Genomic DNA, 23,635 nt, shown 5'->3' on the forward strand with positions numbered 1-23,635 from the left:
TGTATTAGAATTAAGATTTTGTATTTTTTCTATTTTTGATTCTGTATCATTAGTTACATTAAATCAAGATTTCCTGACAAATCTAAATACAGCAAAATACAGCCCAGAAAATTCAAACAATGCAACTAGGGCAAAAGTATTGCCAGTAAAGGGATTGAGTCAAACTGAGTGCTTGAACTGATGCGCTCTCAGTGACTTGACTTCAGATCGCTCCATCTCCGTCCAACCCTTTAAATTTCAGTATATTTTATTGCATATCGCTAAGTATATTTAGGTAAGCAAGCATTTTGGTTGCACTTACCTTTGCATCATAGACATCACTCGCGCTTAACTAGAATGTCCGTGGTTTCAATTGATAGTTAGCCCTTGTCGATCGCCATAAGTATTGAACAGAGCTAAGAGCTACTCGGATTCAATTTATCGCTTATCTGGCTTAACGTAAAGCAGCGAACAAAAAAAGGATCTTCCTTTGAACGAAATATTACCTGTTGTTCGATACCTGTTATTTGATACCTGTTGTTTGTAGGCAGGGTGAGATGACTGTTATTCATGCTTTCAGCACAAACTCGGAGATCGTGAACTACAAATTAGCTATGTATTTTTGATAACCTATCTGTTCTAACTTTGCTTGCTTTTCCATCACAGTATTTGCCAAGCTTTGACGATATTTTTGTACCTTTGTCAATAACTCTGGTTGATGAGCTGCCAAAATTTGTACGGCTAACAAGCCAGCATTTTTCGCATTACCGATCGCCACTGTAGCTACAGGAATCCCCGCAGGCATTTGCACGATTGAATAAAGCGAATCTAGCCCCTGTAAGTGACGGCTAGCTACGGGAACGCCAATCACGGGTAGGGGTGTGAGAGCAGCAACCATACCTGGTAAATGGGCAGCACCACCAGCACCAGCAATAATAACTTTGAGTCCGCGTTGATGAGCAGATTGGGCATACTCTACCATTCGTTCTGGGGTACGGTGGGCAGAAACGATCGCCACTTCTACGGCTAAAGCAAATTCTTCGCAAACTGCGATCGCATCTTGCATTGTCGGCAGATCGGAGTCGCTACCCATAATAATGCCAATTTGGGGTTGAGTCATAAGAGGAGTGAGGAGTGAGGGATGAGGAGTGAGGAATGCATTGGTTCGACCTGGCGAGAAATAGAGAGATAGGGTTAGTTATAAACTAAATTGGCACTGGAATTTAGATAGATTTTTTGGATAAGGGTGACCGCTCGATGACTCATGCAGTAGATATTATCAACGCTCGCGTGCCTGGTTACGCGCAATTGCAGGGAATTCGGATCGATCTACACGGTCAAATTTCCGCAATTGAACCAATGGATCGATTTATTAAAAAAATTCCGCCTGCCGATTTGCAAATTATCAATTTAGCAGCAGATTGGATATCTTTGGGTGGAGTCGATTTGCAGATTAACGGGGCGCTAGGCTTAGCATTTACAGATTTGCAACCGACCGATATCGATAAACTGCAAAAAATCTCTGAATACTTGTGGCAACAAGGCATAGATGCTTATTTACCCACATTAGTGACGACTTCTGTAGAAGATATACAGCGATCGCTAGCTGTTATTGCTAACTATATGCAGCGGCAAACCACATCTCTACCAACTGCCCAAGTTTTAGGAGTCCACCTTGAAGGACCATTTTTAAACCCACAAAAGCGCGGCGCTCATCCAGCAGAATATTTATTAACGCTGACAATTCCATACATTCAGCAACTTTTAGGCGAATACGCTCGTATAGTCAAAGTTATCACCCTTGCCCCAGAATTAGATCCCACGGGCGAAGCCATAACCTATTTGCGTTCTCTCGGTATAACAGTCAGCCTCGGGCATTCGCTTGCCACGGCAACTCAGGCAGAACAAGCATTTAAACTAGGGGCAACAATGGTAACTCATGCTTTTAATGCCATGCCGGGACTCCACCACAGAGAACCTGGATTGTTAGGTGCTGCCTTGGTACATCCTCAAGTGAAATGTGGATTAATTGCTGACGGACAACATATTTGCCCCACAATGATTCAAGTATTACTTCGCGCTGGCTGTTACGAACGAGGAATCTTTCTTGTCAGCGATGCCTTAGCACCTCTGGGGCTTTCAGACGGTGTTTATCCTTGGGATACGCGGCAAATAGACGTGAAAAACGGTACGGCTAGACTGTTCGATGGTACTTTGACTGGTACGACTCTACCACTACTCGTAGGAGTCCAGAACCTAGTTCGCTGGGATCTTTGTGACGTAGCTACAGCGATCGCACTTGCCACCACCGTACCGCGACAGGCGATCGATCTTCCCACAATTCAACTCGGTACTCCCTTTCATCAACTCCTACGCTGGCAGATAAAACCAGACAGCAAAGAACTGACGTGGAAGAGATTGCAGTGACATATAGTGATAAATTTAAGGTTTGTGAACCAAAATAATAACCTATCTATATGACTGCAACAGACGATAAAACGATTGTTAAAGAATATTTCAATACAACGGGATTCGATCGCTGGCGACGGATTTATGGTATTACCAATGACGTTAACAAAGTCCAACTCGATATTCGCAACGGACACCAACAAACTGTAGATACTGTTATTGGTTGGTTGCAAGCAGATGGCAATTTGTCAGAAATATCTATTTGCGATGCAGGATGTGGAGTGGGTAGCCTCAGCATTCCTCTGGCGCAGGCAGGTGCTAGGGTGTACGCTAGCGATCTGTCAGAAATGATGGTAGCAGAAGCCAAAGACAAAGCTAGAGCAGAATTGGGAGATTTGGTCAAGAATCTGACTCTGACCGTGCAAGATTTAGAAACACTAAGCGATCGCTATCATACTGTGATTTGTCTTGATGTTTTAATCCATTATCCTCAAGAACAAGTAGAGCAAATGATTTCTCATCTTTGTTCTTTAGCACAGACGCGCATAATTTTGAGCTTTGCCCCAAAAACTTTTGCGCTTAGTTTGCTGAAAAAAGTTGGTAGTTTCTTTCCTGGTGCAAGTAAAGCTACCCGTGCTTATTTACACCCAGCATCAACAGTCATCAAAATTTTAGAAAAAAACGGTTTTTCCGTGCAGCGTCAGGCAATGACAAAGACTCGCTTCTATTTTTCTCGTTTAATAGAAGCAACTCGAAAATGATTTCCAAATCGGAATTAATTATAAAGCCAGCGAGTCCTTGAATTAAGAGATGAAATAATAAGAAAGTCTGGAATATAGGTTATTGGCTGATGGGTCAATTCTTTCTGGCGATCGCTGCTATATTTGGTGGTTTATCTGTTGGTGTAGGAGCCTTTGGCGCTCATGCTCTAAAAGAAAAATTAACTGAGCGATCGCTAGAAATTTTTGAAACTGGTGCTAGATATCAAATGTATCATGCTCTAGCACTTCTATTCGTGGCTTTATTAATTAGAACCAGTGGCGAAGAATTTGCTCAGCCTGCATTAATAGCCGCTGGCTGGAATTTTATGATTGGAATTCTAATTTTTTCCGGCAGTTTGTACGCCTTAAGCTTAACAGGAATTAAGGTCGTCGGTGCAATTACTCCACTAGGAGGAGCAGCTTTTATTGCTGGGTGGGGTGCATTGGCGATCGCTGCCTTAAATAATAAGTAAGTTAAGTAAGTAGTGAAGAGTGGCGATGAACGCTGGTGGCTAGCTACTCACAAATGATAAATAACAAATTCATCTGTCGTAAGTTGAAATCTCCATATCTGTCTCTAGCAAGGTTAAGTGAGGCGATCGCTGCACTAAAACTATGAGAGAGGTTACAAAAGTTTACCTCGCCAGCTAGCAAGCAGCAATTATTGCAATCGGAGAGTTTTATGACTTACGCGACTGATGAAAGTACAAAGCGATCGCTAGAGCAGTTTAACCGTTATGATGCCGATACCAAACTTGGATTGTTGTGGTTTGGGTATCTCGATCTTAAAGATAAGCTAACACCTGCAAACGAGACTTCCACACAGGATACCGCAGCAGCAGTATTCGATCAATTTGTTGCACTCTCACAAGAAGAACAGCTGCAAGCACAGCGCGATATTGTTAATCGTGCTGACACAGATCTTAGCCGTGCCTACAGTGCTTTGGCTTCTAGTGGCAAATTAGATCTTTGGTTGCGCTTAGCACAAGGAATGGAAGACGGTAGAATTATTGGCGTACCATCTGATTACGAACCACCCGCAGAAACAAATGAGTTTGTAGAGCAAATCAAACAGCTTGAATTTGAGCAGCGGCTTAATTTTATGCGTAGTGCCGTTGTCGAGATGGGTGCTAAATAAGCGATCGCCATTTTCAGAATAATTAAGACAACACGTTAAATCGTAAATAAGCATTGGGGCGCACGGGTAGGGGCGCACATCTGTGCGCCCCTACTTATGTAAAATATGATTTAGCGATCGCAGCTAATAACCAGGTGATGACTATGAGTTCCGCCGCAATTCTCCAAAACTACATTAACGGTGAATGGTGCGACTCTAGTGCAAATGAATATCTAGAAGTCATCAATCCTGCCACAACCGAGTTACTCGCTCAAGTTCCCTTGGGGACATCCGCCGACGTAGATCGAGCCGCTACCGCTGCTGCTAACGCTTTTAGCAGTTGGCGACGCACGCCAGCCACGGAGCGAATCCAATATTTATTTAAACTCAAAGCTCTATTAGACGAAAATTTTGAAGACATCGCTCGGACAATTACTCAAGAATGTGGCAAGACTCTAGAAGAGTCAAAAGGGGAAATGCGTCGAGCAATTGAGAATGTGGAAGTTGCCTGCGGTATCCCAATTTTGATGCAGGGACAGTACTCGGAAGATATTGCTAAAGGAATTGACGAATTTGTCATCCGCCAACCTGTAGGAGTTGCCGCAGTTATTGCACCGTTTAATTTCCCGGGAATGATCCCGTTTTGGTTTTTACCTTATGCGATCGCCTGTGGTAATACATATATCATCAAACCTTCAGAGAAAGTCCCGCTGACAATGCAAAAAGTCATGCACCTGATAGAACAAACGGGACTACCAAAGGGTGTTGTCAATTTGGTTAACGGTGCAAAAGAAGTTGTCGATGCGATTTTAGATTCTCCAGTGATTCGGGCGATTAGTTTTGTCGGTTCTACACCTGTGGCTCGATACGTATACAGTCGTGCCACTGCTAACGGCAAACGCGCCCAATGTCAAGGAGGGGCAAAAAACCCAATCATCGTATTGCCAGATGCAGACATAGACATGACTACTCGAATTGTTGCTGATAGCGCTTTCGGTTGTGCGGGACAGCGTTGCTTGGCGGCTTCGTTAGCGGTGACGGTAGGAGAAGCAGGAAAAACATTTACAGAGGCGATCGCTCAAGCTGCAACTTCTCGCGTTGTCGGTTACGGCTTAGATTCAGGCGTACAGATGGGACCCGTAATTACAGCTGAAAGTCAGTCGAGAATTAAGCACTTAGTAGAGCAAGGCATCGCCGCAGGGGCAAAACCATTAGTAGATGGTCGAGAATCGCTAATTTCTGATTATCCTGATGGTTATTTTATTAAACCGACAATTTTACAAGATATCGATCCAGCAGGTGCGATCGCCCGTACTGAAATTTTTGGTCCCGTTTTAGGACTGATTCACCTCGACAGCATAGAAGCGGCGATTCAGTTTATCAACAGCGGTCAGTATGGTAACATGGCTTGCCTGTTTACCTCTTCTGGTGCAGCTGCACGAAAATTTCGCTACGAAGCCGAAGTTGGTAATATCGGGATTAATATTGGTGTTGCCGCACCGATGGCATTTTTTCCCTTTAGCGGTTGGAAGGAAAGTTTCTTTGGGGACTTGCACGGACAGGGACACCATGCAGTTGAATTTTTTACCCAGACTAAAGTTGTTGTAGAGCGCTGGCGACAAAATTGGTCGAGACAGTTTTGAAAAAGTCAAAAGTTAAAAGTCAAAAGTCAAAATAATATCGCCTTATACGTACGCTAATATCTTAACAACCCAGAACTATTTAGACCTGGTGGCAGTGTCATTTTTGTAGTTCTTATGCTAAGTTCTTTTTCATTTTGAGCGACTTTAAACAATTTTGCGAACGGTTCATAGTTTAAATGCCTCGAAAGTCATTGGTGGTGACTCTCTGAGGCATTTGGCTTGTTATACGATATATAGATGGCTCGGTTATTCCCAGTAGGATGTAGCTATCTTTCTAGCTAGCAACCGTAACTTTACCAATCATTCCAGCACCACGATGAGGTTCGCAGTAGAAGGTGTAGTCCCCAGCAGGAGCATCAGCGGGAATAGTGGTTGAAACTGATTGACCTGGGGTCATCAGTAGTTGCTTGTGGGACAGAGATTTTGCCAGATCCGCACTCTTGTTAGGAGTGCCAGCTGTATCGAAAACAACGTTGTGGGGAGGCACTTTGTTGTTTACAAACTCAATGGTGTCCCCTGGCTTTACAGTCAGCTTGGATGGCTCAAACGCCAGCATCCCTTTATCTGTACCTAACTTAACTTGAAAAGTTTCAGCAGCGGCAGGGGCAGAAAAGAATGCAAAGCTACTAGCAACCAAAACAATGGTTAAAACAGCTAAACCCAAGCGCCGCAAAGTTGCAGCAAATAGTTTCATGACCTTCTCCAAACAGGTTTGACAATTCGTCATACTTAATTTTATCAACTATGGATGTTAATTCTTCATTCTCTTTCTGGCTAATTTATTCTCACTCTCACGACATAGGCTTAAAAGCAGCAGGCAGCAGTCGGAAGTAACCCATAACTGGTTGCTGTGAGGCGGTTGCTGTGAGGCGATCGCCTCTGCTTTTAGCCTCAATAGGTGAAACCCGAAGCCACAGCTTTTAATAAATCTGTAATATCTTCATAATCCGACTAGCAGGATCACGGAAGAATTCCCAAAATTTTAAGCTTATTTTAATAAATAGAGATGCGCTCCTAGAACTATAAGTAGCTACTGCTAATTACAATTCAGCCGCACCGGATAAATTTGGTGATGTTCAATAGCTGCTACCCAGTCATTTGTGCTTCATCTTTACCAAATGACCAATGACAAATTTATTGTCAGCTTTATCTAAAATTTCTATTTGACCATATATGAAACAATTACTGAGGCTGTTTCTTCCCCTTGCTGGAATAGCTCTATTTCAGACAACCGCGATCGCCCAAGAAGCAGATGGATGTTTTATGCTTGACTCTGCCGGACAGACGATTGACTTATCTACTGTTTGCGGTCTACCAAAAAAAATTCGGCTCACGCTAGCGAATTTCAAGCAAAAATCAAGCGTCGTGAAAGTGGAATACCAGTTATTGACGTAACTTTTAACGGTCAGCAAAAATTTGAGATGCTTTTAGATACTGGGGCTTCTCAAACCACAATCACGACGGAGATGGCACAAGCGTTAGGAGTCGTTCCAATTGGTACGCACAAAGCACAAATTGCCAATGGCGATATAGTAGAATTCCCCATTGGACAGGTAGCTTCAATGAGTGTCGGCAAGGCTATAGTTCGCGAACCAAAAGTTTCGATTACTGAAGGAGATCCACTATTGGGACAGAACTTCTTTGAAGATTATGACGTAACGATTAGGCGAGATGTAGTGGAATTTCAGCCGCGTTGATCGGTTCTCGCAAAAACTCGGTCGTACTGCGAGACAATTTCTGCAATGACTTGAGTAATACTCTTGCCATCAGTAATAATCTCAACTGCCCCAGCAGCTTTTTTTAATGGCGCAACCTCGCGATTGCTATCCTGCCAATCTCGCGCGGCAATATCCCGTTCTAGTTGTTCCAAGCTCACCTGTGGCTGTCCCTGAGCTAAAAAGTCTTGCTGCCGCCGTTTAGCTCTTTCTTGCACGGAAGCCGTCAAGAAAATTTTCAGGTCGGCATCGGGAAAAACCTGCGTGCCGATGTCTCGTCCTTCCGCCACCAAGCCGCCTTTTTGTCCCCACTGCTGCTGTTGCTTGACTAAAACGTGTCGCACTTCTGGAATTGCCGCGATCGCAGATACATTTGCCGTTACTTCCAAACTGCGAATCGCTGAAGTCACTTCGCGATTGTTAATCCAAACTCTTACGGGTTGCGCTGCATCTAGGCTAGCAGCCAGTTGAATTTCGCACCGATTTGCTAATTCCGCGATCGCACACCGATCCGTAACTGAAATTCCCGACTCTAAAACCAACCACGTTAAGGCGCGGTACATAGCTCCCGTATCGAGGTAGACTAACCCCAACTCCCGCGCTACCGACCGCGATACAGTTGATTTGCCGACTCCTGCCGGACCATCAATGGCGACAATCGGCTGGCGATCGCGCAAAATTATATTGTCGATTAACCGCGTCGTTCCTACTCGTGCGGCAACCGCGATCGTGCCTGCTTCCTCTACTCTGTTCACTGGTCGTAACGTATCAGGATGTACTAACTCCAGATACTCTACTGCCACTCCCTTAGCCAGCGCAAGTACTTGCTCTACAGTTGTTAATAAAGTTTGGCGATCGCGCTTTCCAGCAATAAAAGCTGCTTGAGCGTGCTGCAAACCGCGATATATATATGATGCTCGTTCTCTTTGTTCTGGGGTTAAATACTGATTGCGAGAACTCATTGCCAACCCCGATGCTTCCCGCACTGTAGGACAGCCGACAATCTCGACTGGTAAACTTAAATCTCGCACTAACCGCCGAATAATGGCTAACTGCTGTCCGTCTTTCTGACCAAAATACGCTCGGCTCGGCTGGACAATATTTAACAATTTAGTCACGATCGTCGCCACACCCTGAAAATGCCCTGGACGTGATTCACCGCACAATACTGAGGTCATTTCTTCGGGTGGGATGATTTGAGTTAGTTGGTAATTGGTAATTGGTAGTTGGTAATTGGTAATTACTCCCTTGTCTCCCTTGTCTCCCCCCTCTCCCTTGTCTCCCTTGTCTCCCCCCTCTCCCTTGTCTCCCTTTACTCTCTCCCCAATCCCCAGATCCTCGGCAGTGGGAGCAAAGATAATGTCAACGCCTGCTTGCTCGCAGAGTTGGCGATCGCTTTCTAGCTGACGCGGGTATTGTTGATAATCTTCTGTGGGACCGAATTGCAGCGGGTTGACAAAAATGCTGACCGCCACAATGTCATTTTCCTGCCGCGCCCGTTGCATCAAGCTTAAATGTCCGGCGTGTAAAGCACCCATCGTCGGAACTAAACCGACGGTAATCTCAGCTGAAGCGGCTAGATTTCGCTTAGCTTCTGCTTTCAACACGCTTAAGTAACAGCGTAATGCTGCAACTGTTGCAAACAGACGCACCAATACCCCCTCTGTTTTAGTCTCAACCCGACTCTATTGTAGAGCAGATCGGAAGAGGGGTGTGGGGTGAGGAGGAGCCAGCGCGCTGGCTCCTCCTCGCTCCTATCTTCCCAAGATTTCAACTCGCACGGGGGCAACACCCGAACTAGCTATGCCGAGGACGCGGGCGGCGGCGGCGGAGAGGTCGATAATGCGACCGCCAATGTAGGGACCGCGATCGTTGATGCGGACTACAATTGAGCGACCCGTTCCCGCGTGGGTGACTCGTACCCGCGTCCCGAAGGGTAAGCTTTTGTGGGCAGCAGTAAGGGCATTTTGGTTGTAAGTTTCGCCGTTAGCCGTGCGATTGCCGTGGAAACCAGGACCGTACCAAGAGGCAACTCCATTCAGGACGGCACGCACTGGTGCGAAAGCAATATTTTGTGGCTGCGATCGCTTGGGTTCTGGCATTCCTGCCACTTCTTTGAGGGGCGGAGCATTCCCTAAGAGTCGCCGCAAGCGGTTAGTGGCTTGTAATGCCTCGTCTGATAGTTTTTTCTTATTCTGCTCTGGTAGTCTGGTATCCGCATCAACTGCTACTAGTTTTCTGCCGTCGATGGCAATCTCATAGCGTTCTGATGCTTTTTGAGCATTAGATTTGCCAGTGTCTTTCCATTTGACTGTAATTTTGCTGGCATCGACACCATCTGCACTTATTTGGTTGAGTCTAGCTGCTACTGCTGCTGCCTGCCAAATGGGGGCATTATTCGCTGAAGTTGGTTCGATGCTGGGTAACTTGCCTGTTGTTGCTACTTGGGTTGTTTTGTCAGCAGCATTTTCGGCACTCTGGGTTTGTCCGACTTTGGTAGTTTTTGCTGCTTGTTTGTCGCCTAAAAACGTCAGTACGGGTATGTTACGCACGTACAGCGTCACTGCTTGGCGATCGCCCCTTTCGTGGGGTTGGATTCTGGCGACCGTGGCTTCTTTAGCTTTAGATTCGCCTCTGGACTGGGTTTCGCCTACTTTCTCAACATTCTGCGGTTGAGCCTGCACTGCTGAGGAGATCTCCTGTCTGTTATCTCTGGAAGAATCTGCATTCAGCGATTCTGCATAACATGACAGGGGTACGCCTACGGCAGTAGTAAGCAGAGCAACGGTTGTTAATAAAATTTGCTTTTTCATGCTTCCGTTGTGAATTGCACTCCTCGACTTCGGCAAGAGTTACGCGGGGACACCACTGAATGGTCTCAAACTGACCCACCAACTCGTACTCATTACGCTTTTATGTTGAAGTTTCAACTGCAACAGACTACCACGAAGTTTTTGCATTGAGGATCGGTAATGTCAAGGGGAAATTGTTAATTTTAATAAAAAGTTTTTGTAAAGCAAAGCATAAAACCTTTACAGAGAGGCAAAATCAGCTTTTCTGTCTCTCTAACCAAATAAATTATTTTTTAATAAAATTAATATTACTTAAAATACTTAAAAAAGAGTAAAAGTAAATAAATATTGGTTTAAAACTTAACTTTTTAGCTATAAAGTGATATTTAAACAGGCGATCGCCCTCAAGCAACACGTAGAATGCTAATGCTGTCGCGCAGCAAAATTAAGATAAAATGCTGATGCGTGAAGCGGAGCTATCTGCCGCATTGAGGAAACTGGCAGCATGGATTATCGAGCAGCAGGGGTTAATGTTGAAGCTGGTAGAGCATTTGTTGAAGGCATTCGCCAGCTCGTGCATCGCACCCATCGCCCAGAAGTGATTGGGGGATTGGGAGGTTTCGGAGGTTATTTTCAACTCCCTAGCGGTTACACGGAGCCAGTTTTAGTCTCTGGGACAGATGGAGTCGGCACAAAATTGAAACTTTCTCACGCGCTCAACCGTCACGACACGGTAGGAATTGATTTAGTGGCGATGTGCGTGAATGATGTACTGACTTCTGGGGCAGAACCGCTGTTTTTCTTGGATTATTTAGCAACGGGAAAGCTCAACTCGGAGCAACTGACACAGGTAGTTAGCGGCATCAGTTTGGGATGTCAAAAGGCGGGGTGTGCGCTGTTGGGGGGTGAAACCGCTGAAATGCCTGGTTTTTATCAGGTAGGAGAGTACGATCTGGCGGGTTTTTGTGTTGGAATTGTGGACAAGAGCAAGTTACTCGATGGTTCTAGGGTACAAATAGGCGATGTGGCGATCGCGCTTGCCAGTCAAGGTGTCCACAGTAACGGTTACAGCTTGGTGCGGAAAATTGTTGAGGTGGGGGGATATGCTTGGAGCGATCGCCCAGAAGAGTTTTCCGGTCAAAGTTTGGGAGAAGTTTTTTTAACACCAACGCGGATTTATGTCAAGCCCGTATTGGGCGCGATCGCATCTGGGATCGAAATTCATGCAATGGCACATATTACGGGTGGGGGAATACCGGAAAATTTACCCCGTTGCTTGGATAAGGGACAATCGATTCGCGTGGATGCGAACAGTTGGACAATTCCCCCAGTATTTCAGTGGCTGGCGAAAGTTGGTGGAGTCAGTCAGAAGGAGATGTTCAATACTTTTAATATGGGGATTGGCTACGTGGCGATCGTTCCTCCCCAAGCTGTAGAAGAGACGCTGCGGTGGTTTGACTCTCAAGATGTCGAAGCGTTTGCAATTGGAGAGGTTATTGCTGGTAGTGGAACCGTTGAGGGTATACCTAAAGACTGAAATTCTCAAGGTAGAAAAGCAAGTGATGGTAACATAATTGTCATGAAACTTTAACTTTTGTGACAATCATTGCTCTGCCAATTTTTGGCTTTGGCTCTCCAAGCTAGATACTAAGTTTTTAGCATCTAGACATTTAGAGTGGGCAGTGAGTTGAAATACTCAAAACCCATGTCAAACCGCAAAGAACATCTTGAGCATTTACCTCACGCTGAAGCAGTCGATCGCACGATTCGTTTAAAGCAGCATAACCGCCTATTTGCCTTACTCTCGCTGGCGGCGGGTCTAATTTTTCTGCAAGGATATACGATCGCTCCCCTGATTCCGCGTTTGGCGGAAGTCTTTAACGTTCCAGTTCAAGAAATTGGCATTATCGTTCCAGCCTATATGCTGGCTTACGCGCTGATGGCATTGTTCTACGGCGTGCTGTCAGATCGATTTGGCAGATGGTCGGTGATTCGCATCTCGCTCATCATTTTTGTCATCTGCACGGCTTTGACTGCAACAGCTCAAACAGCTTCGCAAATGGTAATTTGGCGACTGCTGACAGGACTGGGAGCTAGTGGAGTAATTCCACTCACGTTTGCCTTAATTGGCGATTTGTTTCCATTCGACCAGCGAGGTAGTAAATTAGGGCTGGTTTTCGCAGCTATGGAAGGGGGAATGGCAGCGGGTTCTGCGGGTGGCGCGATTCTCGAACCGTTTATTGGGTGGCGATCGCTATTTATCGGGACGGCTGTTTTCGCTGCTTTCGTCCTTTGGCGGCTGCATCTTTACGGCGCTTTATTCGATACAGCCAAAGTAGAAAAATTACCGACGATTCGCCAGATATTTAGAGGCTATAGCCAGATCTTAAGTAGTTTTCGCGGTAAACGGACTTATGCCTATGTTTTATGGAACGGCATCTACCACTCTGGCGTGTATACCTGGCTGGGGTTGTACTTGTCGCAACGCTACAACATGGATGCATTGAGCATTGGTCTGACTATTCTCGGCTATGGTATTCCTGGGTTGCTGCTCAGTTCTCTAATTGGTCGAGCCGTGGATCGTTGGGGACGGCGTTGGTTGGTTCCAGCAGGATTAATTATGGCAGCCTTAGCGGGAATTGCAATGATTTTTGAGATTCCCCCGATTGGAACGACGATCGCAGTGCTTATCTTGTCTTTAGGGTACGACCTGACGCAACCTTTATTTGTGGGTATCGTGACTGACTTGGGAGATAGCAATAGTTTAGGTCAAACAATGGGACTGAAAGTATTTGTCTTGTTTACGGGATTTGGTATTGGCAGCTTAATATTCGGAGAATTGTTACGGTTTGGATTTGGAGTATCGCTGGCTGTATTTGGTGGCATTCAGTTGATTAGCGGCGCGATCGCAATTAAGCTATTCTGGCAGGAAGTCCCATATCGGTTGCGATCGAAATCGCCTTAGTGCTGAAAAACGCTCAATCTGTTGATTATTCATGGCAGATTTTCATTTTTTGCTTCAAGTACAGGTACTTTCCAAACCCGTCCTTGACAGTGAACTTCATCAGCAATTACACGAGTACCAGCTAGCAGTCGCATTAATTTTACTAACTCTTCCCTTTCTGTTGCCGTGAGAAAATCTTCACCAGGAAGACCGCTATGAGTGCCTTTTGGTTCGCCTCCTGCTGCTAAATAACGCTGATGAGATATGTCCAGCAGTTCTTTAACTCGTGCGTACTGCTGTTTTTCTGTTTCTGTAGATTTCATGACTCTAAAAACCATGTAATAGGAACGATTTCACCATTTGGTAGCAAAAAAGCGATTGGTAACACGGAATTAGGCGTTTCAATTATCCAAAAGCCTTGTTCTGGATCGTAAACCCTTCTTTGTAGTAGCTCTAGCGTTTCCAGGGCGTTCAGAATGAGATATTGGGCTTCAGTAGGTTCCACTATGATTTTATACTGGCTGACAGATTGCTTCTAGGGATTTTACACTGTGAAGCCGCTTGCTTAGTCCAACTTCCCCCAACAGCCAGAAGACAACTATAACTGCAATAATTCTAGAATCAGCAAAGTCCTTCATGCGGCGGTCATGGCTCAACGTTCTCGCTTTTCTAAACTCCTCAATTACCTGCGTCCCCACTGGAAACAAGTTCTCATAGGGGTTGTGGCTTTATTTGTAGTTAACGCCGTCGGAGTATACATTCCACTATTAATTCGCGACATTATCGAGCGCCTTCAGGGAGAATTTAGGTTCGACCAAGTCTTACAGTTTGTCGGATTGATAATTGTTTTGAGTTCTGTCATGTGGGTAATCCGCATGGTATCGCGGATTGCCCTGTTTGGTGCAGGACGACAAGTCGAATTTGACTTGAAACAAAAGCTATTTCAACATCTTTTGAAGCTGGAACCTACCTATTTCAACACAAATACAGCGGGAGATTTGATCAACCGCGCTACAAGTGATGTCGAAAATATTCGGCGATTGGTAGGTTTTGCAGTACTGAGTATTGTCAACACGATCTTTGCTTATGCGTTGACGCTACCTTTCATGTTACAAATTAATGTCGAACTGACTCTTGCTGCTGTAGCAATTTATCCAGTGATGTTGGTGGTGGTACAGTTATTTAGCGATCGCCTCCGTAACGAACAAGCAGAAGTCCAAGAAGAACTATCTGACATTAGCGAATTAATTCAAGAAGATATGAGCGGGATGGCATTAATTAAAATCTACGCTCAAGAAACAAACGAACGCCTAGCTTTTCGGCAAAATAATTCCAGGTTATTAGGGGCAAATTTAAAACTCGCCAAAACTCGTAATACTTTGTTTCCCCTAGTTGGAGGTTTTTCTTACGTTAGTCTGCTCTTATTATTGTGGTTTGGAGCGGGAAAAATTGCAAATAACAGTTTAAGTGTTGGTGATTTTATAGCACTCATACTTTATGTCGAAAGACTCGTTTTTCCCACCGCTTTACTTGGGTTTACCATTACAGCTTATCAAAGAGGAGAAGTCAGTATCGATCGCGTAGAATCTGTTCTGGCAGTCAAACCTCAGATTTACGATAAACCCGACGCGATTTCATTAGCAAAAGAAGAAATAAAAGGAGAGTTAACGGCACGCAATTTGAGCTATACATATGCTGGTTCTGGTACACCATCATTACAAAATGTCAGCTTTTCTATTCAGCCAGGGGAGACAGTCGCAATTGTAGGACCAATTGGTTCGGGAAAATCAACTTTAGCAAATGCTCTACCTCATCTCTTAGAAATTGACCCAGGACAATTATTTTTAGATGGGCAAGATATTACTCAAATTACATTGAAAGATTTACGTCGCGCGATCGCCTACGTACCACAAGATAGTTTTCTCTTCAGTACCACAATTAAAAATAATATTCGATATGGCGATCCGCTCGCAGAACAATCTGATGTAGAATACTGCGCCAAGCAAGCTCAAATTCATCCCGAAATTCTCAATTTTCCGCAGCAATACGAAACAATTGTGGGCGAACGAGGGATTACCCTTTCCGGTGGACAAAGACAGCGTACAGCGCTTGCTAGAGCTTTGCTTGTAGATGCTCCGGTACTAATTTTAGACGATGCCTTATCTAGCGTTGACAATCAGACTGCAACAGCGATTTTAGATAATCTTTCCACAGGAACCGATCGCAAAACTGTGATATTTATCTCTCATCAACTATCAGCTGCGGCTACTACCGATCGGATTTTGGTGATGGATCGGGGTGCGATCGTTCAATCTGGCACGCATGAAGAACTAGTTCAACAACCAGGGTTATATCAAAATTTGTGGAACCAGCACCAATTACAAGAGATTTTGCAGTAAACCGGAACTAGTTGTAGTAGAACGCGCCAAAAGCAAGTGCAATGACGATGGGGATAATAATTGGTAGAGCAACTATCAATCCCCATTTACCAAAACGAATTTCTTGACCGTCAGATTTTAGCAATGCAATTACACCCGCAGTTCCCATCACAACCCAGATACAACCAAAGACGATAAAAATAACGAATTGAGAGTCTTCCATTTCATTAGACCGCTTGCGGACTAAACTCAATTAATCTGATAAACATCAATTTAGTATCAATGAGAATAAAGGGTAACTCAACAATAGGATAGTTTAATGCTAACAATAAGTTTAAAACATGACTTCTGGTCACAAATCTGCAATTAGCCTTGCCTTCCTGAGAAAGAATTGGAGTACAGTCTCTTCTCTAGAAATAATATCGACTCTACCCTCCATTCCTAACTGGATAGAACACTGGCGATCGCCCCGAACTAAAGAAAGACTTTCTGGCTCAACCGTGACTTCGTAGAAACTAGGAAGAGCAGTCGCTGTTTGACTGGTAGTCGTTGTAGAGGTTGCCGTAGAAGCACCATTTCCTTGAGGCACAACGGCATCTGGGGAAATTGCCTTCACCCTACCCTTGAGAGTGCCGTAGTCTGTATAAGAACAGGCAGAAACCCGCATTTGTACGTCTTGACCTTCATTCAACTTATTTTTTTCCTGAGGCGCGATCGCTGCCTTAATGACCAAGGGTGCATTAGTTGGCACAATTTGGGCAATTTCCTCACCAGAAATTACAGTTTGACCAGGATTGCGCAAGTTCAGCTTGGAAATAATACCGTCAGATGTAGCGGTAATGTTAGTCTGTCCTAGCTCGAATTTTACTTGTTGGAGTTCGCTTTTGTCGCGCTCTAGCTGTTTTTGAATTTCAATTTGTTGTCCGATCAGGGCATCGCGTTCTTTGTTTAATGTAGCAATACTACCTTTTCCTGAAGCTTTTTCTTGAGCGATACGCGATTCGGCGATCGCGACTTCTGCCTGACTGGGATTCAGGGAAGTTTGGGCGCGTTGCTGTTTAGCATGGGCTGCTGTAACTGCTTCTTGTAGCCCCTCGATCGCTTGTTCTTGCGTCTGGACTGCCGCTCTTTGCGCCTCAACTGCCTGTTGTTGTTGGTCAACAGCTAGTTGTGCTTCCTCAAACTGATCCCGAGACAGCGCTCCGACTTTAGCGACACTCTCATATCGGTTTCGCTTCGCTTGAGCTGCTTTGAAGCCAGCGATCGCCGCTCTGAAATTCGCCTGAGTCACGCCTAATTGTGCCTGAGCTTTTTGTAATTCCTCCCGAGCTATTCTAATGTTTGCAGAAGCTTCTGCAACGTCAGCAACAGCAATAGTTTTCTTGTCTTGATATTCTCGACTGCGACTGCTCAGTTGCGCTTGGGCTGAGGCAACAGCGCGATCGATCCGGTCAGTTTCTGCTTCAATGTGGCTATCGAGAGCGCTAATCTGGGCATTGATTTGAACGAGTTGTAGGCGGCTCTGTCCAATGCTACTAACTAGTTGACTCTTTTTAGTTTGTAGCTTCGAGTCATCAATTGTGGCGATCGCATCTCCGGTTTTAACAACTTGATTCTCTTTAACAGAAATCCGCATCACCGAACCTGCGGTTGCTGCCTGAACGAGCCGCAATTCTCCAGCCGGACGGACGACTGCCTGCGCTTTTACCGTGACCTTATATTTAGCTACTGAGGCAATTGGAACGGCTAACCAGACAACAGCAAGAATTAATAATCCACTTACATTAGTCCAACGACCGAGTGGCGGGAGAAATCCGTTTTCTTGAATTAGAGGTAGAAAATGAGAATTGGAGCGGCTAGTCATAATAGATCATTCGTAATTTCTAATCAAAAACAGTAATTATCAATTAGTCATTAGTAGCCTGGAGCTTGAGTGATAGTGGGAGACTTACCGTTAGAATACGAGGCAGATTTTCCGGCTAAACCATTTGTTGCTGGAGTAAAGTCATCGAGAAAATCTAAGTGGTCGCCGACTTGATAGCGTAGTTCCTCTGGAGTGCCAGAGATTTTCAAGCGTCCTGCTTCTAGCAGCACAATCCAATCGGCTCGCCCAATCACTTTGGGACGGTGGCTGATCAAAATCGTCGTTTTGCCCTGGCGATGGTGCAGCAGTCGATTTAGTACTTGAGCTTCACTGACTGGATCGAGAGCGCCAGTAGATTCATCTAAAATTAGTATCGGTGGGTCAGTAACTATGGCTCTGGCTATAGCTAGTCTCTGCCGTTGTCCCCCAGAGAGATTCGCACCAAATTCTCCTAAAATTGTTTGATATTTATCGGGCAGGTTACTAATAAACTCATCTGCACCTGCAATCTGGCAAGCCCTCACAATTTGTTCAAAAGTGATGTGGGGATAACTAAAGTGGAAGTTGTCAATAATGGAACGACTCCAGAAGTGGGGTTCTTGCGGCACTAAAACGACTTGCTGTCGCAGGCATTCGAGAGAGAGGTCTTGCTGGTTATAATCACCGTAGCGGATGTTGCCAGATTGGAGAGAATATAAGCCAGTAGTCAGTTTGGCAAGAGTACTTTTGCCACAGCCGGATTTACCAATCAAAGCTGTAACTTGACCGCCAGGGATCTTGAGGGAAAAATCTTCGAGCAGGTCAACTCTACCTGCATGGTGAAAGTTGAGATTAGTGCAAATAATATCCGCATCGCCCTGAATGTCTGTCCAAGGTTTTTTGAAGTCATTTTCATCTTCTGGAGTGGCATCGATGACTTCTGTGAGGCGTTGGATGACAATTTGGGCAGTAATAAACTCATCAGCCAACCCAATGGCTGAACTTAAAAAACCGAGAAAGTTACCGCTCATGCCGTTAAATGCCAGCAACTGACCGATAGATAATGTTTGATTAATTACTAGGTAGCTGCCCAACCAGAGAACACCAATATTGGTAAAAGTGGAGAGGATACCAGTAATAGTGCTACTGTAAAGCCCTAACTTCATCGTACTCCAGCCCAAGTTGGCAAGATGACCGTAATTGCTTTGATACTCTTGCCAAGCTTGCTCTGTGGCTTGGGTGGTTTTGAGTACCTGAACACCGCGAAAAGTTTCGACCAGAAAACCCTGGTTTTCCGTGCCTAAGACAATTTGGTTGCGGGTTTTCTGGCGCAAGGCAGGGAGAAAAAGCAGGTTAACGATTGTGACGATGACAAAGGCAGCAAAGGAAGCTATGGTAAGTCCCCAGCTATAGAAGAGCATAAAGCTGAGGGAAACCAAGGCAATAAAAAATTGGCTGGGTAAACCGAGAACAATTTGGGCAACCAGTTGATTGATCGAGTTAACATCGGCAATCCGGCTGACGACTTCGCCACTGCGCCGTCCTTCAAAGTACGATAAGGGCAAATGCAGGAGTTTTCGCCCATATTCCAAGATCAAGCCTAATTGCAGTCGCTGACCAAAGTGACCGATCAAGTGAGACTGGACTAAACCAATCGCACTTCTAAATAGATTCATCGTAACGACCCCAATTGCCACTGTAGTTAGCAGTTGGGTATCTCCCCTCACCAGCACGTCGTCGGTGAGCAATTGCATCATTAAGGGAGTGGCAAGGGAAAGCAGCCCAATGGTCATGTTGATGGCAATTGCCTGAGCGAGAATGAACCGATAGGGCAGAACGCGCTTCAGATAGCGCCCAAAACCGCTAACTCTATCGTTTGGTTGTTCGTAAAAGCGGCTGTCATCTGGTGCGAGCAGTAGCATCGTACCATTAGTCCAACCTTTGACTAGTTCCTCGCGGCTCAGGTAGCGGATACCAACGGCGGGGTCGGCAATGACATATTTTTTCCCTTTTTGTCCGTACAAAACAACCCAGTGGTAGCCTTTCCAGTGGATGATGGCTGGTAGTGGTGCTTGGTGCAAGCGATCGAGTATTTGAGGATTTGCTTTGACTTGGCGAGCATTGAATCCTAAAGTTTCTGCTCCCCGATTCAACCCTAGTAGGGTAGTCCCCCGAGACCCCGTACCAACTGCTTCTCGCACGCGGTTGAGGGCAAAGGTGCGCCCGTAGTGTTTGGCAATGGTGGCAATGCAGGCTGCACCACAGTCTTCTTCACTGTGTTGATTGACAAGTTGGTATTTCATGTTGATGAGTAGCCCTTGATAAATCAGGGCTGTTTTATTTGGAAGAACTTTTATTAATAAAGAAATCGGGAGCTAAGGAAAAATATCTTTGATTTTCCCTAGTCTCCCTTCTTGTAAACTTTATTCTATGGAGAATAAAACGACCCTACCCTTACAGAAGAGTATAAGGCTGTAGCTCAGAAACTCATAATGGGTTTTAAGCTATAGTTTGACCTACTATATTTACGGCTGCTGAGAAATAAATGAGAACCCTTGATGAAGTTCTAACTTGTTTCCAACAACTTCAAGCCTGTAAACTATTTCGGGATCTAGCTGTGTTAATTCCGGCGCATAATCTTTTCCTTCTAGCGTGTCACGTATTAAATACGTTTTATCATAGGGAGAAGAGAAATCAAGTTGTTTCTGAGGATCTATAGATCGCCGTGTCGTAATGCCATTGGCATCAAAAGTAGTGACGTATATTTTCCGATTTGCATCATTCCAAATTTTATAATTGTAACCTCCACTGATAGCGGCACCTTCTTCGGGGGTTAATTCAGCGAACAATTGTTCGTCAGCAAAAGAAAAACGGTTGTCTAACATTGTTTTAATCCTTTAATAGAATTGGGTAAATTTATCTGGAATAAGTACTGACTTCCAGATAGAGAACTGAGTAGGAAGGGGTTAATTTTTTAACTCCTCTTCCTGGGGAAATGTATCTCTACTACTAGGCTATCCGTGTCTTATGCAATCGCAAACCGAACGAACGGCATTGACAAATTGCTCACTGATAGCGTTTTGTGAGTCCATTTAGATGAAGATGCTTACTCTCGAAAAATTAGTTTGATACCTTTTTTCGCGTTGCATCTCTTGCAGCTATGAAACTAATCAATAACTGATTAGTACTTTTAGTATGAAAGCAACCTGTTTGCGATCGCGTTCAATTAAATGTATGACTTTATGTATAAGTTAAATAATTTCTATCTATTGTTGTTTGAGTTATAGAAAATTTCATTGATTTAAGTAACAAGGTAGATCGTGCAGGGCAGAAGTAAAGTAGATCGTGCAGGGCAGAAGTAAAGAACTACTATACTGAACGAGAGGCGATCGACTTTGAGCAGTTGCGCCACAAAAACTTGTTGATAGCAAAAGAATCGGCTCAATTAGAGCAGATTATAAAGCCATAAGGTGAATCACATTTTGAGCTAGTTTCATTACGCAATGATAAGAACTGTAAGTTACTTTTAAGGATTGATGATGAATCGTTTAGCAGCGTATTTCTGACTTGACACTCAGCATAAAACTAATCATGTGACTAATAGAATTAACTATTCGATACAGATGCTTCCACGTGCTTATCACCCTTTAAATATATAGAAAGAATAAAATACTAACTCTGCTACGATTTTTACAAAACAACTGTAAGAACAGTTCTGTTTTTCTCTAAAGATGCGATCTGGTGGTATGATAATCTCCTCAATCTAATCGGTTCTAGCAGGAAACAGCTGCTAGAGGTAATGGGGAAAGTTCGGTGTAAGTCCGGCGCTGTCCCGCAACTGTAATTGGTAGTTGGTAGTTAGTAAAAAGGCGAGAGGCAAGAGGCAAGAGGCGAGTGGGAAATTTTGAATTTTGAGTTGTCTTGCTCCCTCAGCTCCCAAGAGCCTCCTCAGCTCCCTCAGCTCTCTTCTCCCCAGCTCCCGCATGAGTCAGAATACCCACCGATAGAAATTGTTTAACTCACATCCTTCGCGAGGTACGGATGATGTCTAAAGATTTGATGTCTAAAATTTTGCAGCTATTTTGGCGCTACTTAGGGTTAATTGCAACCGCTTTGACGATCGCATTTTTTGCCATACCCCAACCAGCTTATGCCCATCACGCGATTGGTGGCAAGACTCCGGTAAATTTATTTGAAGGTTTCTTGTCAGGACTGGCTCACCCTGTTATCGGTTTAGATCATTTAGCTTTTGTCGTGGCAATTGGATTACTTGCAGTCGGACAGCGGCGCGGTGCTTTAATTCCGGCTGGGTTTGTCGTGGCGGCGATGTTGGGGACAGTTATTCACGTCTTCCAAATCGATTTACCTGCGGCTGAGGTCGCGATCGCAGTTTCTGTTATCATCTTTGGGGCAATGCTGGTGTGGCGAGATCGTCCTCATTGGTTGATAACATTGGGGTTGGGTGCGATCGCGGGATTGTTTCACGGTTACGCTTACGGAGAAGCTATTATCGGGGCGCAAATGTTTCCTCTATTTGCTTACTTGTTGGGTTTTACTCTAATCCAATATGGTGTTGCTTTAGTTGCCTTTTTAGTAGGAAATTTAGCATTGCAGAAATCTGCTAATTCTAGTCCTGCTTGGTTAAGATTATCTGGTTTAGCAATCTGTGCAATTGGGGTAGTGTTCTTGACTTCCTCGGTGATGGGTTAAAAGTTAAGTAGTCACCTGTGGCAATCGCCGCCAGTGAATTAATTCACTGGCTTATAGCTCAAGTCGGATAAAGCCGACTACAATTGATTTCTAGTCTACTTCAGTAGACTTTTGCTGTTAGCCTCGGACTTAAGTTCGAGGCGGGTCTGAATACTAATTGAGAATGCTCACTGGTCACTGGTCAGTGATAACTGCTCCCCACTCCCTCAATACTTGTGAGACAATGCTGTTTGTCGATCGCAGGCTAATTTCAATTAGAATCCAATGGCTACAAAAATTCCCGTTACAGTCGTTACTGGTTTCTTAGGCAGCGGCAAAACAACTCTCATCCGTCATTTGTTGCAAAATAATCAGGGACGGCGCATTGCTATTTTAGTCAATGAGTTTGGCGAGTTGGGGATAGATGGGGAATTACTGAAATCTTGCCAGGTTTGTCCAGAAGAGGCGAAAGGTGAAGATAGCTTACCTCAGATTGTGGAATTAACAAATGGTTGTCTGTGCTGTACGGTACAAGAAGAATTCTTGCCGACAATGCTGGAGTTATTAAAACGCCGAGATAGTATAGATTGCATTGCGATCGAAACTTCTGGGTTAGCTTTACCAAAACCATTGGTGAAAGCTTTTCGCTGGCACGAGATCCGCAATGCTGCTACGGTGGATGCAGTGGTGACGGTGGTAGATTGTGCTGCTGTTGCCGCCGGAACGTTTGCTAGCAATCCGCAGGCGATTGAGGTACAAAGACAGGCAGATGAGAGTTTAGAACACGAAACCCCATTACAGGAATTATTTGAAGACCAGTTGGCTTGTGCAGATTTAGTTGTATTGAATAAAACTGACTTGATTGATGCAACAACGCAAGCCGAAGTTTTAAAGTTGGTGCAACAAGAACTACCGCGACAGGTAAAAATGGTAACAAGCGATCGCGGTCAAATCGAGCCTACAATTTTGTTGGGTTTTCAAGCTGCGGCTGAAGATGATTTGTCCAATCGTCCCAGCCATCACGACACGGAAGAAGACCACGAACACGAAGAAGAAATTACTTCAACCCATGTTGTGTTAAATCGCACATTTGAACCTAATGCTTTACAAAACCAGTTGCAAGTATTAGCAAAAGAACAAGATATTTATCGGATTAAAGGTTTTGTCGCTGTTGCAAATAAACCGATGCGTCTGGTTTTACAAGGCGTGGGAACCCGATTTGACCAATTTTACGATCGCTTGTGGCAACCTGAAGAAATGCCGCAAACTCGATTGGTTTTTATCGGTCGCAGTCTCAATCCTACTACAATTGAATCTCAATTAGTAGCTTTGCCGAACTAAAATTGCACTCTTGTTAGGGTGTGC

The 23,635-nt window shown here is 44.6% G+C and carries 22 protein-coding genes and 1 riboswitch; of the genes, 12 read left to right on the forward strand and 10 right to left on the reverse strand.

What is annotated here, in order from left to right:
- Nucleotides 1–580 precede the first annotated feature (580 nt).
- On the reverse strand, nt 581–1,099 hold the full coding sequence (gene purE / locus CHRO_RS27025; RefSeq protein WP_015157406.1) for a 5-(carboxyamino)imidazole ribonucleotide mutase: 519 nt from the start codon (nt 1,097–1,099) through the stop codon (nt 581–583).
- 137 nt (nt 1,100–1,236) lie between these two features.
- Between purE and nagA the strand changes: the two genes are divergently transcribed.
- The 5 genes from nagA (at nt 1,237) to CHRO_RS27050 (ending at nt 5,909) form a co-directional block, all read left to right on the forward strand.
- Complete coding sequence (gene nagA / locus CHRO_RS27030; protein WP_015157407.1) at nt 1,237–2,406, forward strand: N-acetylglucosamine-6-phosphate deacetylase; 1,170 nt, start codon at nt 1,237–1,239, stop codon at nt 2,404–2,406.
- Nucleotides 2,407–2,456: 50 nt separating this feature from the next.
- Nucleotides 2,457–3,149 carry a magnesium protoporphyrin IX methyltransferase gene (gene bchM, locus CHRO_RS27035; protein WP_015157408.1) on the forward strand — a complete coding sequence of 231 codons (693 nt, stop codon included), beginning with the start codon at nt 2,457–2,459 and terminating at the stop codon, nt 3,147–3,149.
- Between the two features lie 89 nt (nt 3,150–3,238).
- Nucleotides 3,239–3,622: a DUF423 domain-containing protein gene (locus tag CHRO_RS27040; protein ID WP_015157409.1), complete on the forward strand. Its 384-nt coding sequence runs from the start codon at nt 3,239–3,241 to the stop codon at nt 3,620–3,622.
- A gap of 209 nt (nt 3,623–3,831) precedes the next feature.
- The gene (locus CHRO_RS27045; protein ID WP_015157410.1) at nt 3,832–4,287 is read left to right on the forward strand and encodes an orange carotenoid protein N-terminal domain-containing protein; all 456 of its coding nucleotides are present in this window, start codon (nt 3,832–3,834) and stop codon (nt 4,285–4,287) included.
- Nucleotides 4,288–4,430: 143 nt separating this feature from the next.
- Complete coding sequence (locus CHRO_RS27050) at nt 4,431–5,909, forward strand: CoA-acylating methylmalonate-semialdehyde dehydrogenase (protein ID WP_015157411.1); 1,479 nt, start codon at nt 4,431–4,433, stop codon at nt 5,907–5,909.
- 274 nt (nt 5,910–6,183) lie between these two features.
- Here the strand turns inward: CHRO_RS27050 and petE are convergent, their stop codons facing one another.
- Complete coding sequence (petE, locus tag CHRO_RS27055) at nt 6,184–6,603, reverse strand: plastocyanin (RefSeq protein ID WP_015157412.1); 420 nt, start codon at nt 6,601–6,603, stop codon at nt 6,184–6,186.
- A gap of 479 nt (nt 6,604–7,082) precedes the next feature.
- Between petE and CHRO_RS31380 the strand changes: the two genes are divergently transcribed.
- Both CHRO_RS31380 and CHRO_RS27060 read left to right on the forward strand, forming a co-directional pair.
- A complete protein-coding gene (locus tag CHRO_RS31380) occupies nt 7,083–7,304 on the forward strand; it encodes a hypothetical protein (RefSeq protein WP_051033316.1) in 222 nt (73 codons plus the stop codon).
- Nucleotides 7,305–7,330: 26 nt separating this feature from the next.
- On the forward strand, nt 7,331–7,606 hold the full coding sequence (locus CHRO_RS27060; protein ID WP_051033317.1) for a retropepsin-like aspartic protease family protein: 276 nt from the start codon (nt 7,331–7,333) through the stop codon (nt 7,604–7,606).
- Here the strand turns inward: CHRO_RS27060 and CHRO_RS27065 are convergent.
- The gene (locus tag CHRO_RS27065; protein ID WP_015157413.1) at nt 7,594–9,276 is read right to left on the reverse strand and encodes a bifunctional pantoate--beta-alanine ligase/(d)CMP kinase; all 1,683 of its coding nucleotides are present in this window, start codon (nt 9,274–9,276) and stop codon (nt 7,594–7,596) included. The genes CHRO_RS27060 and CHRO_RS27065 overlap by 13 nt on opposite strands.
- 102 nt (nt 9,277–9,378) lie before the next feature.
- Nucleotides 9,379–10,437 (reverse strand): septal ring lytic transglycosylase RlpA family protein, encoded by a 1,059-nt coding sequence (locus CHRO_RS27070; RefSeq protein WP_015157414.1) that lies wholly within the window; start codon nt 10,435–10,437, stop codon nt 9,379–9,381.
- Nucleotides 10,438–10,921: 484 nt separating this feature from the next.
- On the opposite strand from CHRO_RS27070, the gene purM reads away from it, so the two are divergent.
- Together purM and CHRO_RS27080 are read left to right on the forward strand one after the other, a co-directional pair.
- On the forward strand, nt 10,922–11,953 hold the full coding sequence (purM, locus tag CHRO_RS27075) for a phosphoribosylformylglycinamidine cyclo-ligase (RefSeq protein ID WP_015157415.1): 1,032 nt from the start codon (nt 10,922–10,924) through the stop codon (nt 11,951–11,953).
- Between the two features lie 168 nt (nt 11,954–12,121).
- On the forward strand, nt 12,122–13,381 hold the full coding sequence (locus tag CHRO_RS27080; protein WP_015157416.1) for an MFS transporter: 1,260 nt from the start codon (nt 12,122–12,124) through the stop codon (nt 13,379–13,381).
- A 29-nt stretch (nt 13,382–13,410) separates the two neighbouring features.
- Here CHRO_RS27080 and CHRO_RS27085 read toward each other — a convergent pair whose 3' ends face one another.
- Complete coding sequence (locus CHRO_RS27085; protein ID WP_015157417.1) at nt 13,411–13,683, reverse strand: hypothetical protein; 273 nt, start codon at nt 13,681–13,683, stop codon at nt 13,411–13,413.
- Nucleotides 13,680–13,865, reverse strand: coding sequence for a hypothetical protein (locus CHRO_RS27090; protein ID WP_015157418.1), 186 nt, complete (start codon nt 13,863–13,865; stop codon nt 13,680–13,682). The genes CHRO_RS27085 and CHRO_RS27090 overlap by 4 nt, the downstream gene beginning before the upstream one ends.
- 142 nt (nt 13,866–14,007) lie before the next feature.
- Between CHRO_RS27090 and CHRO_RS27095 the strand changes: the two genes are divergently transcribed.
- On the forward strand, nt 14,008–15,759 hold the full coding sequence (locus CHRO_RS27095; protein ID WP_015157419.1) for an ABC transporter ATP-binding protein: 1,752 nt from the start codon (nt 14,008–14,010) through the stop codon (nt 15,757–15,759).
- Between the two features lie 7 nt (nt 15,760–15,766).
- Here the strand turns inward: CHRO_RS27095 and CHRO_RS27100 are convergent, their stop codons facing one another.
- From CHRO_RS27100 to CHRO_RS27115, 4 genes are all read right to left on the reverse strand, one after another.
- Entirely contained in the window at nt 15,767–15,961 is a 195-nt protein-coding gene (locus CHRO_RS27100; protein WP_041462659.1) for a hypothetical protein, read from the reverse strand.
- A gap of 129 nt (nt 15,962–16,090) precedes the next feature.
- The gene (locus CHRO_RS27105; protein WP_015157421.1) at nt 16,091–17,602 is read right to left on the reverse strand and encodes a beta-barrel domain-containing protein; all 1,512 of its coding nucleotides are present in this window, start codon (nt 17,600–17,602) and stop codon (nt 16,091–16,093) included.
- Nucleotides 17,603–17,652: 50 nt separating this feature from the next.
- A complete protein-coding gene (locus tag CHRO_RS27110; RefSeq protein WP_015157422.1) occupies nt 17,653–19,884 on the reverse strand; it encodes a peptidase domain-containing ABC transporter in 2,232 nt (743 codons plus the stop codon).
- 222 nt (nt 19,885–20,106) lie between these two features.
- On the reverse strand, nt 20,107–20,466 hold the full coding sequence (locus CHRO_RS27115) for a hypothetical protein (RefSeq protein ID WP_015157423.1): 360 nt from the start codon (nt 20,464–20,466) through the stop codon (nt 20,107–20,109).
- 866 nt (nt 20,467–21,332) lie between these two features.
- A riboswitch (cobalamin riboswitch) is annotated at nt 21,333–21,600 on the forward strand.
- 22 nt (nt 21,601–21,622) lie between these two features.
- Between CHRO_RS27115 and CHRO_RS27120 the strand changes: the two genes are divergently transcribed.
- A complete protein-coding gene (locus CHRO_RS27120) occupies nt 21,623–22,291 on the forward strand; it encodes a HupE/UreJ family protein (protein WP_219336043.1) in 669 nt (222 codons plus the stop codon).
- A gap of 264 nt (nt 22,292–22,555) precedes the next feature.
- Nucleotides 22,556–23,611 carry a cobalamin biosynthesis protein CobW gene (gene cobW, locus CHRO_RS27125; RefSeq protein WP_015157425.1) on the forward strand — a complete coding sequence of 352 codons (1,056 nt, stop codon included), beginning with the start codon at nt 22,556–22,558 and terminating at the stop codon, nt 23,609–23,611.
- Nucleotides 23,612–23,635 lie beyond the last annotated feature (24 nt).

Origin of the sequence: Chroococcidiopsis thermalis PCC 7203 (assembly GCF_000317125.1) — a bacterium.
GTDB classification, from domain to species: Bacteria; Cyanobacteriota; Cyanobacteriia; order Cyanobacteriales; family Chroococcidiopsidaceae; genus Chroococcidiopsis; species Chroococcidiopsis thermalis.

What these genes read in the sequence shown, in the direction of transcription:
- CHRO_RS27060 (WP_051033317.1), top strand. Translation starts at nt 7,331, where the DNA reads ATGCTTTTAGATACTGGGGCTTCTCAAACCACAATCACGACGGAGATG.
- nagA (WP_015157407.1), top strand. Translation starts at nt 1,237, where the DNA reads ATGACTCATGCAGTAGATATTATCAACGCTCGCGTGCCTGGTTACGCG.
- CHRO_RS27040 (WP_015157409.1), top strand. Translation starts at nt 3,239, where the DNA reads ATGGGTCAATTCTTTCTGGCGATCGCTGCTATATTTGGTGGTTTATCT.
- CHRO_RS27115 (WP_015157423.1), bottom strand. Translation starts at nt 20,466, where the DNA reads ATGTTAGACAACCGTTTTTCTTTTGCTGACGAACAATTGTTCGCTGAA.
- CHRO_RS27100 (WP_041462659.1), bottom strand. Translation starts at nt 15,961, where the DNA reads ATGGAAGACTCTCAATTCGTTATTTTTATCGTCTTTGGTTGTATCTGG.
- CHRO_RS27110 (WP_015157422.1), bottom strand. Translation starts at nt 19,884, where the DNA reads ATGAAATACCAACTTGTCAATCAACACAGTGAAGAAGACTGTGGTGCA.
- petE (WP_015157412.1), bottom strand. Translation starts at nt 6,603, where the DNA reads ATGAAACTATTTGCTGCAACTTTGCGGCGCTTGGGTTTAGCTGTTTTA.
- CHRO_RS27095 (WP_015157419.1), top strand. Translation starts at nt 14,008, where the DNA reads ATGGCTCAACGTTCTCGCTTTTCTAAACTCCTCAATTACCTGCGTCCC.
- bchM (WP_015157408.1), top strand. Translation starts at nt 2,457, where the DNA reads ATGACTGCAACAGACGATAAAACGATTGTTAAAGAATATTTCAATACA.
- purM (WP_015157415.1), top strand. Translation starts at nt 10,922, where the DNA reads ATGGATTATCGAGCAGCAGGGGTTAATGTTGAAGCTGGTAGAGCATTT.
- purE (WP_015157406.1), bottom strand. Translation starts at nt 1,099, where the DNA reads ATGACTCAACCCCAAATTGGCATTATTATGGGTAGCGACTCCGATCTG.
- cobW (WP_015157425.1), top strand. Translation starts at nt 22,556, where the DNA reads ATGGCTACAAAAATTCCCGTTACAGTCGTTACTGGTTTCTTAGGCAGC.
- CHRO_RS31380 (WP_051033316.1), top strand. Translation starts at nt 7,083, where the DNA reads ATGAAACAATTACTGAGGCTGTTTCTTCCCCTTGCTGGAATAGCTCTA.
- CHRO_RS27105 (WP_015157421.1), bottom strand. Translation starts at nt 17,602, where the DNA reads ATGACTAGCCGCTCCAATTCTCATTTTCTACCTCTAATTCAAGAAAAC.
- CHRO_RS27120 (WP_219336043.1), top strand. Translation starts at nt 21,623, where the DNA reads ATGATGTCTAAAGATTTGATGTCTAAAATTTTGCAGCTATTTTGGCGC.
- CHRO_RS27080 (WP_015157416.1), top strand. Translation starts at nt 12,122, where the DNA reads ATGTCAAACCGCAAAGAACATCTTGAGCATTTACCTCACGCTGAAGCA.
- CHRO_RS27085 (WP_015157417.1), bottom strand. Translation starts at nt 13,683, where the DNA reads ATGAAATCTACAGAAACAGAAAAACAGCAGTACGCACGAGTTAAAGAA.
- CHRO_RS27070 (WP_015157414.1), bottom strand. Translation starts at nt 10,437, where the DNA reads ATGAAAAAGCAAATTTTATTAACAACCGTTGCTCTGCTTACTACTGCC.
- CHRO_RS27045 (WP_015157410.1), top strand. Translation starts at nt 3,832, where the DNA reads ATGACTTACGCGACTGATGAAAGTACAAAGCGATCGCTAGAGCAGTTT.
- CHRO_RS27050 (WP_015157411.1), top strand. Translation starts at nt 4,431, where the DNA reads ATGAGTTCCGCCGCAATTCTCCAAAACTACATTAACGGTGAATGGTGC.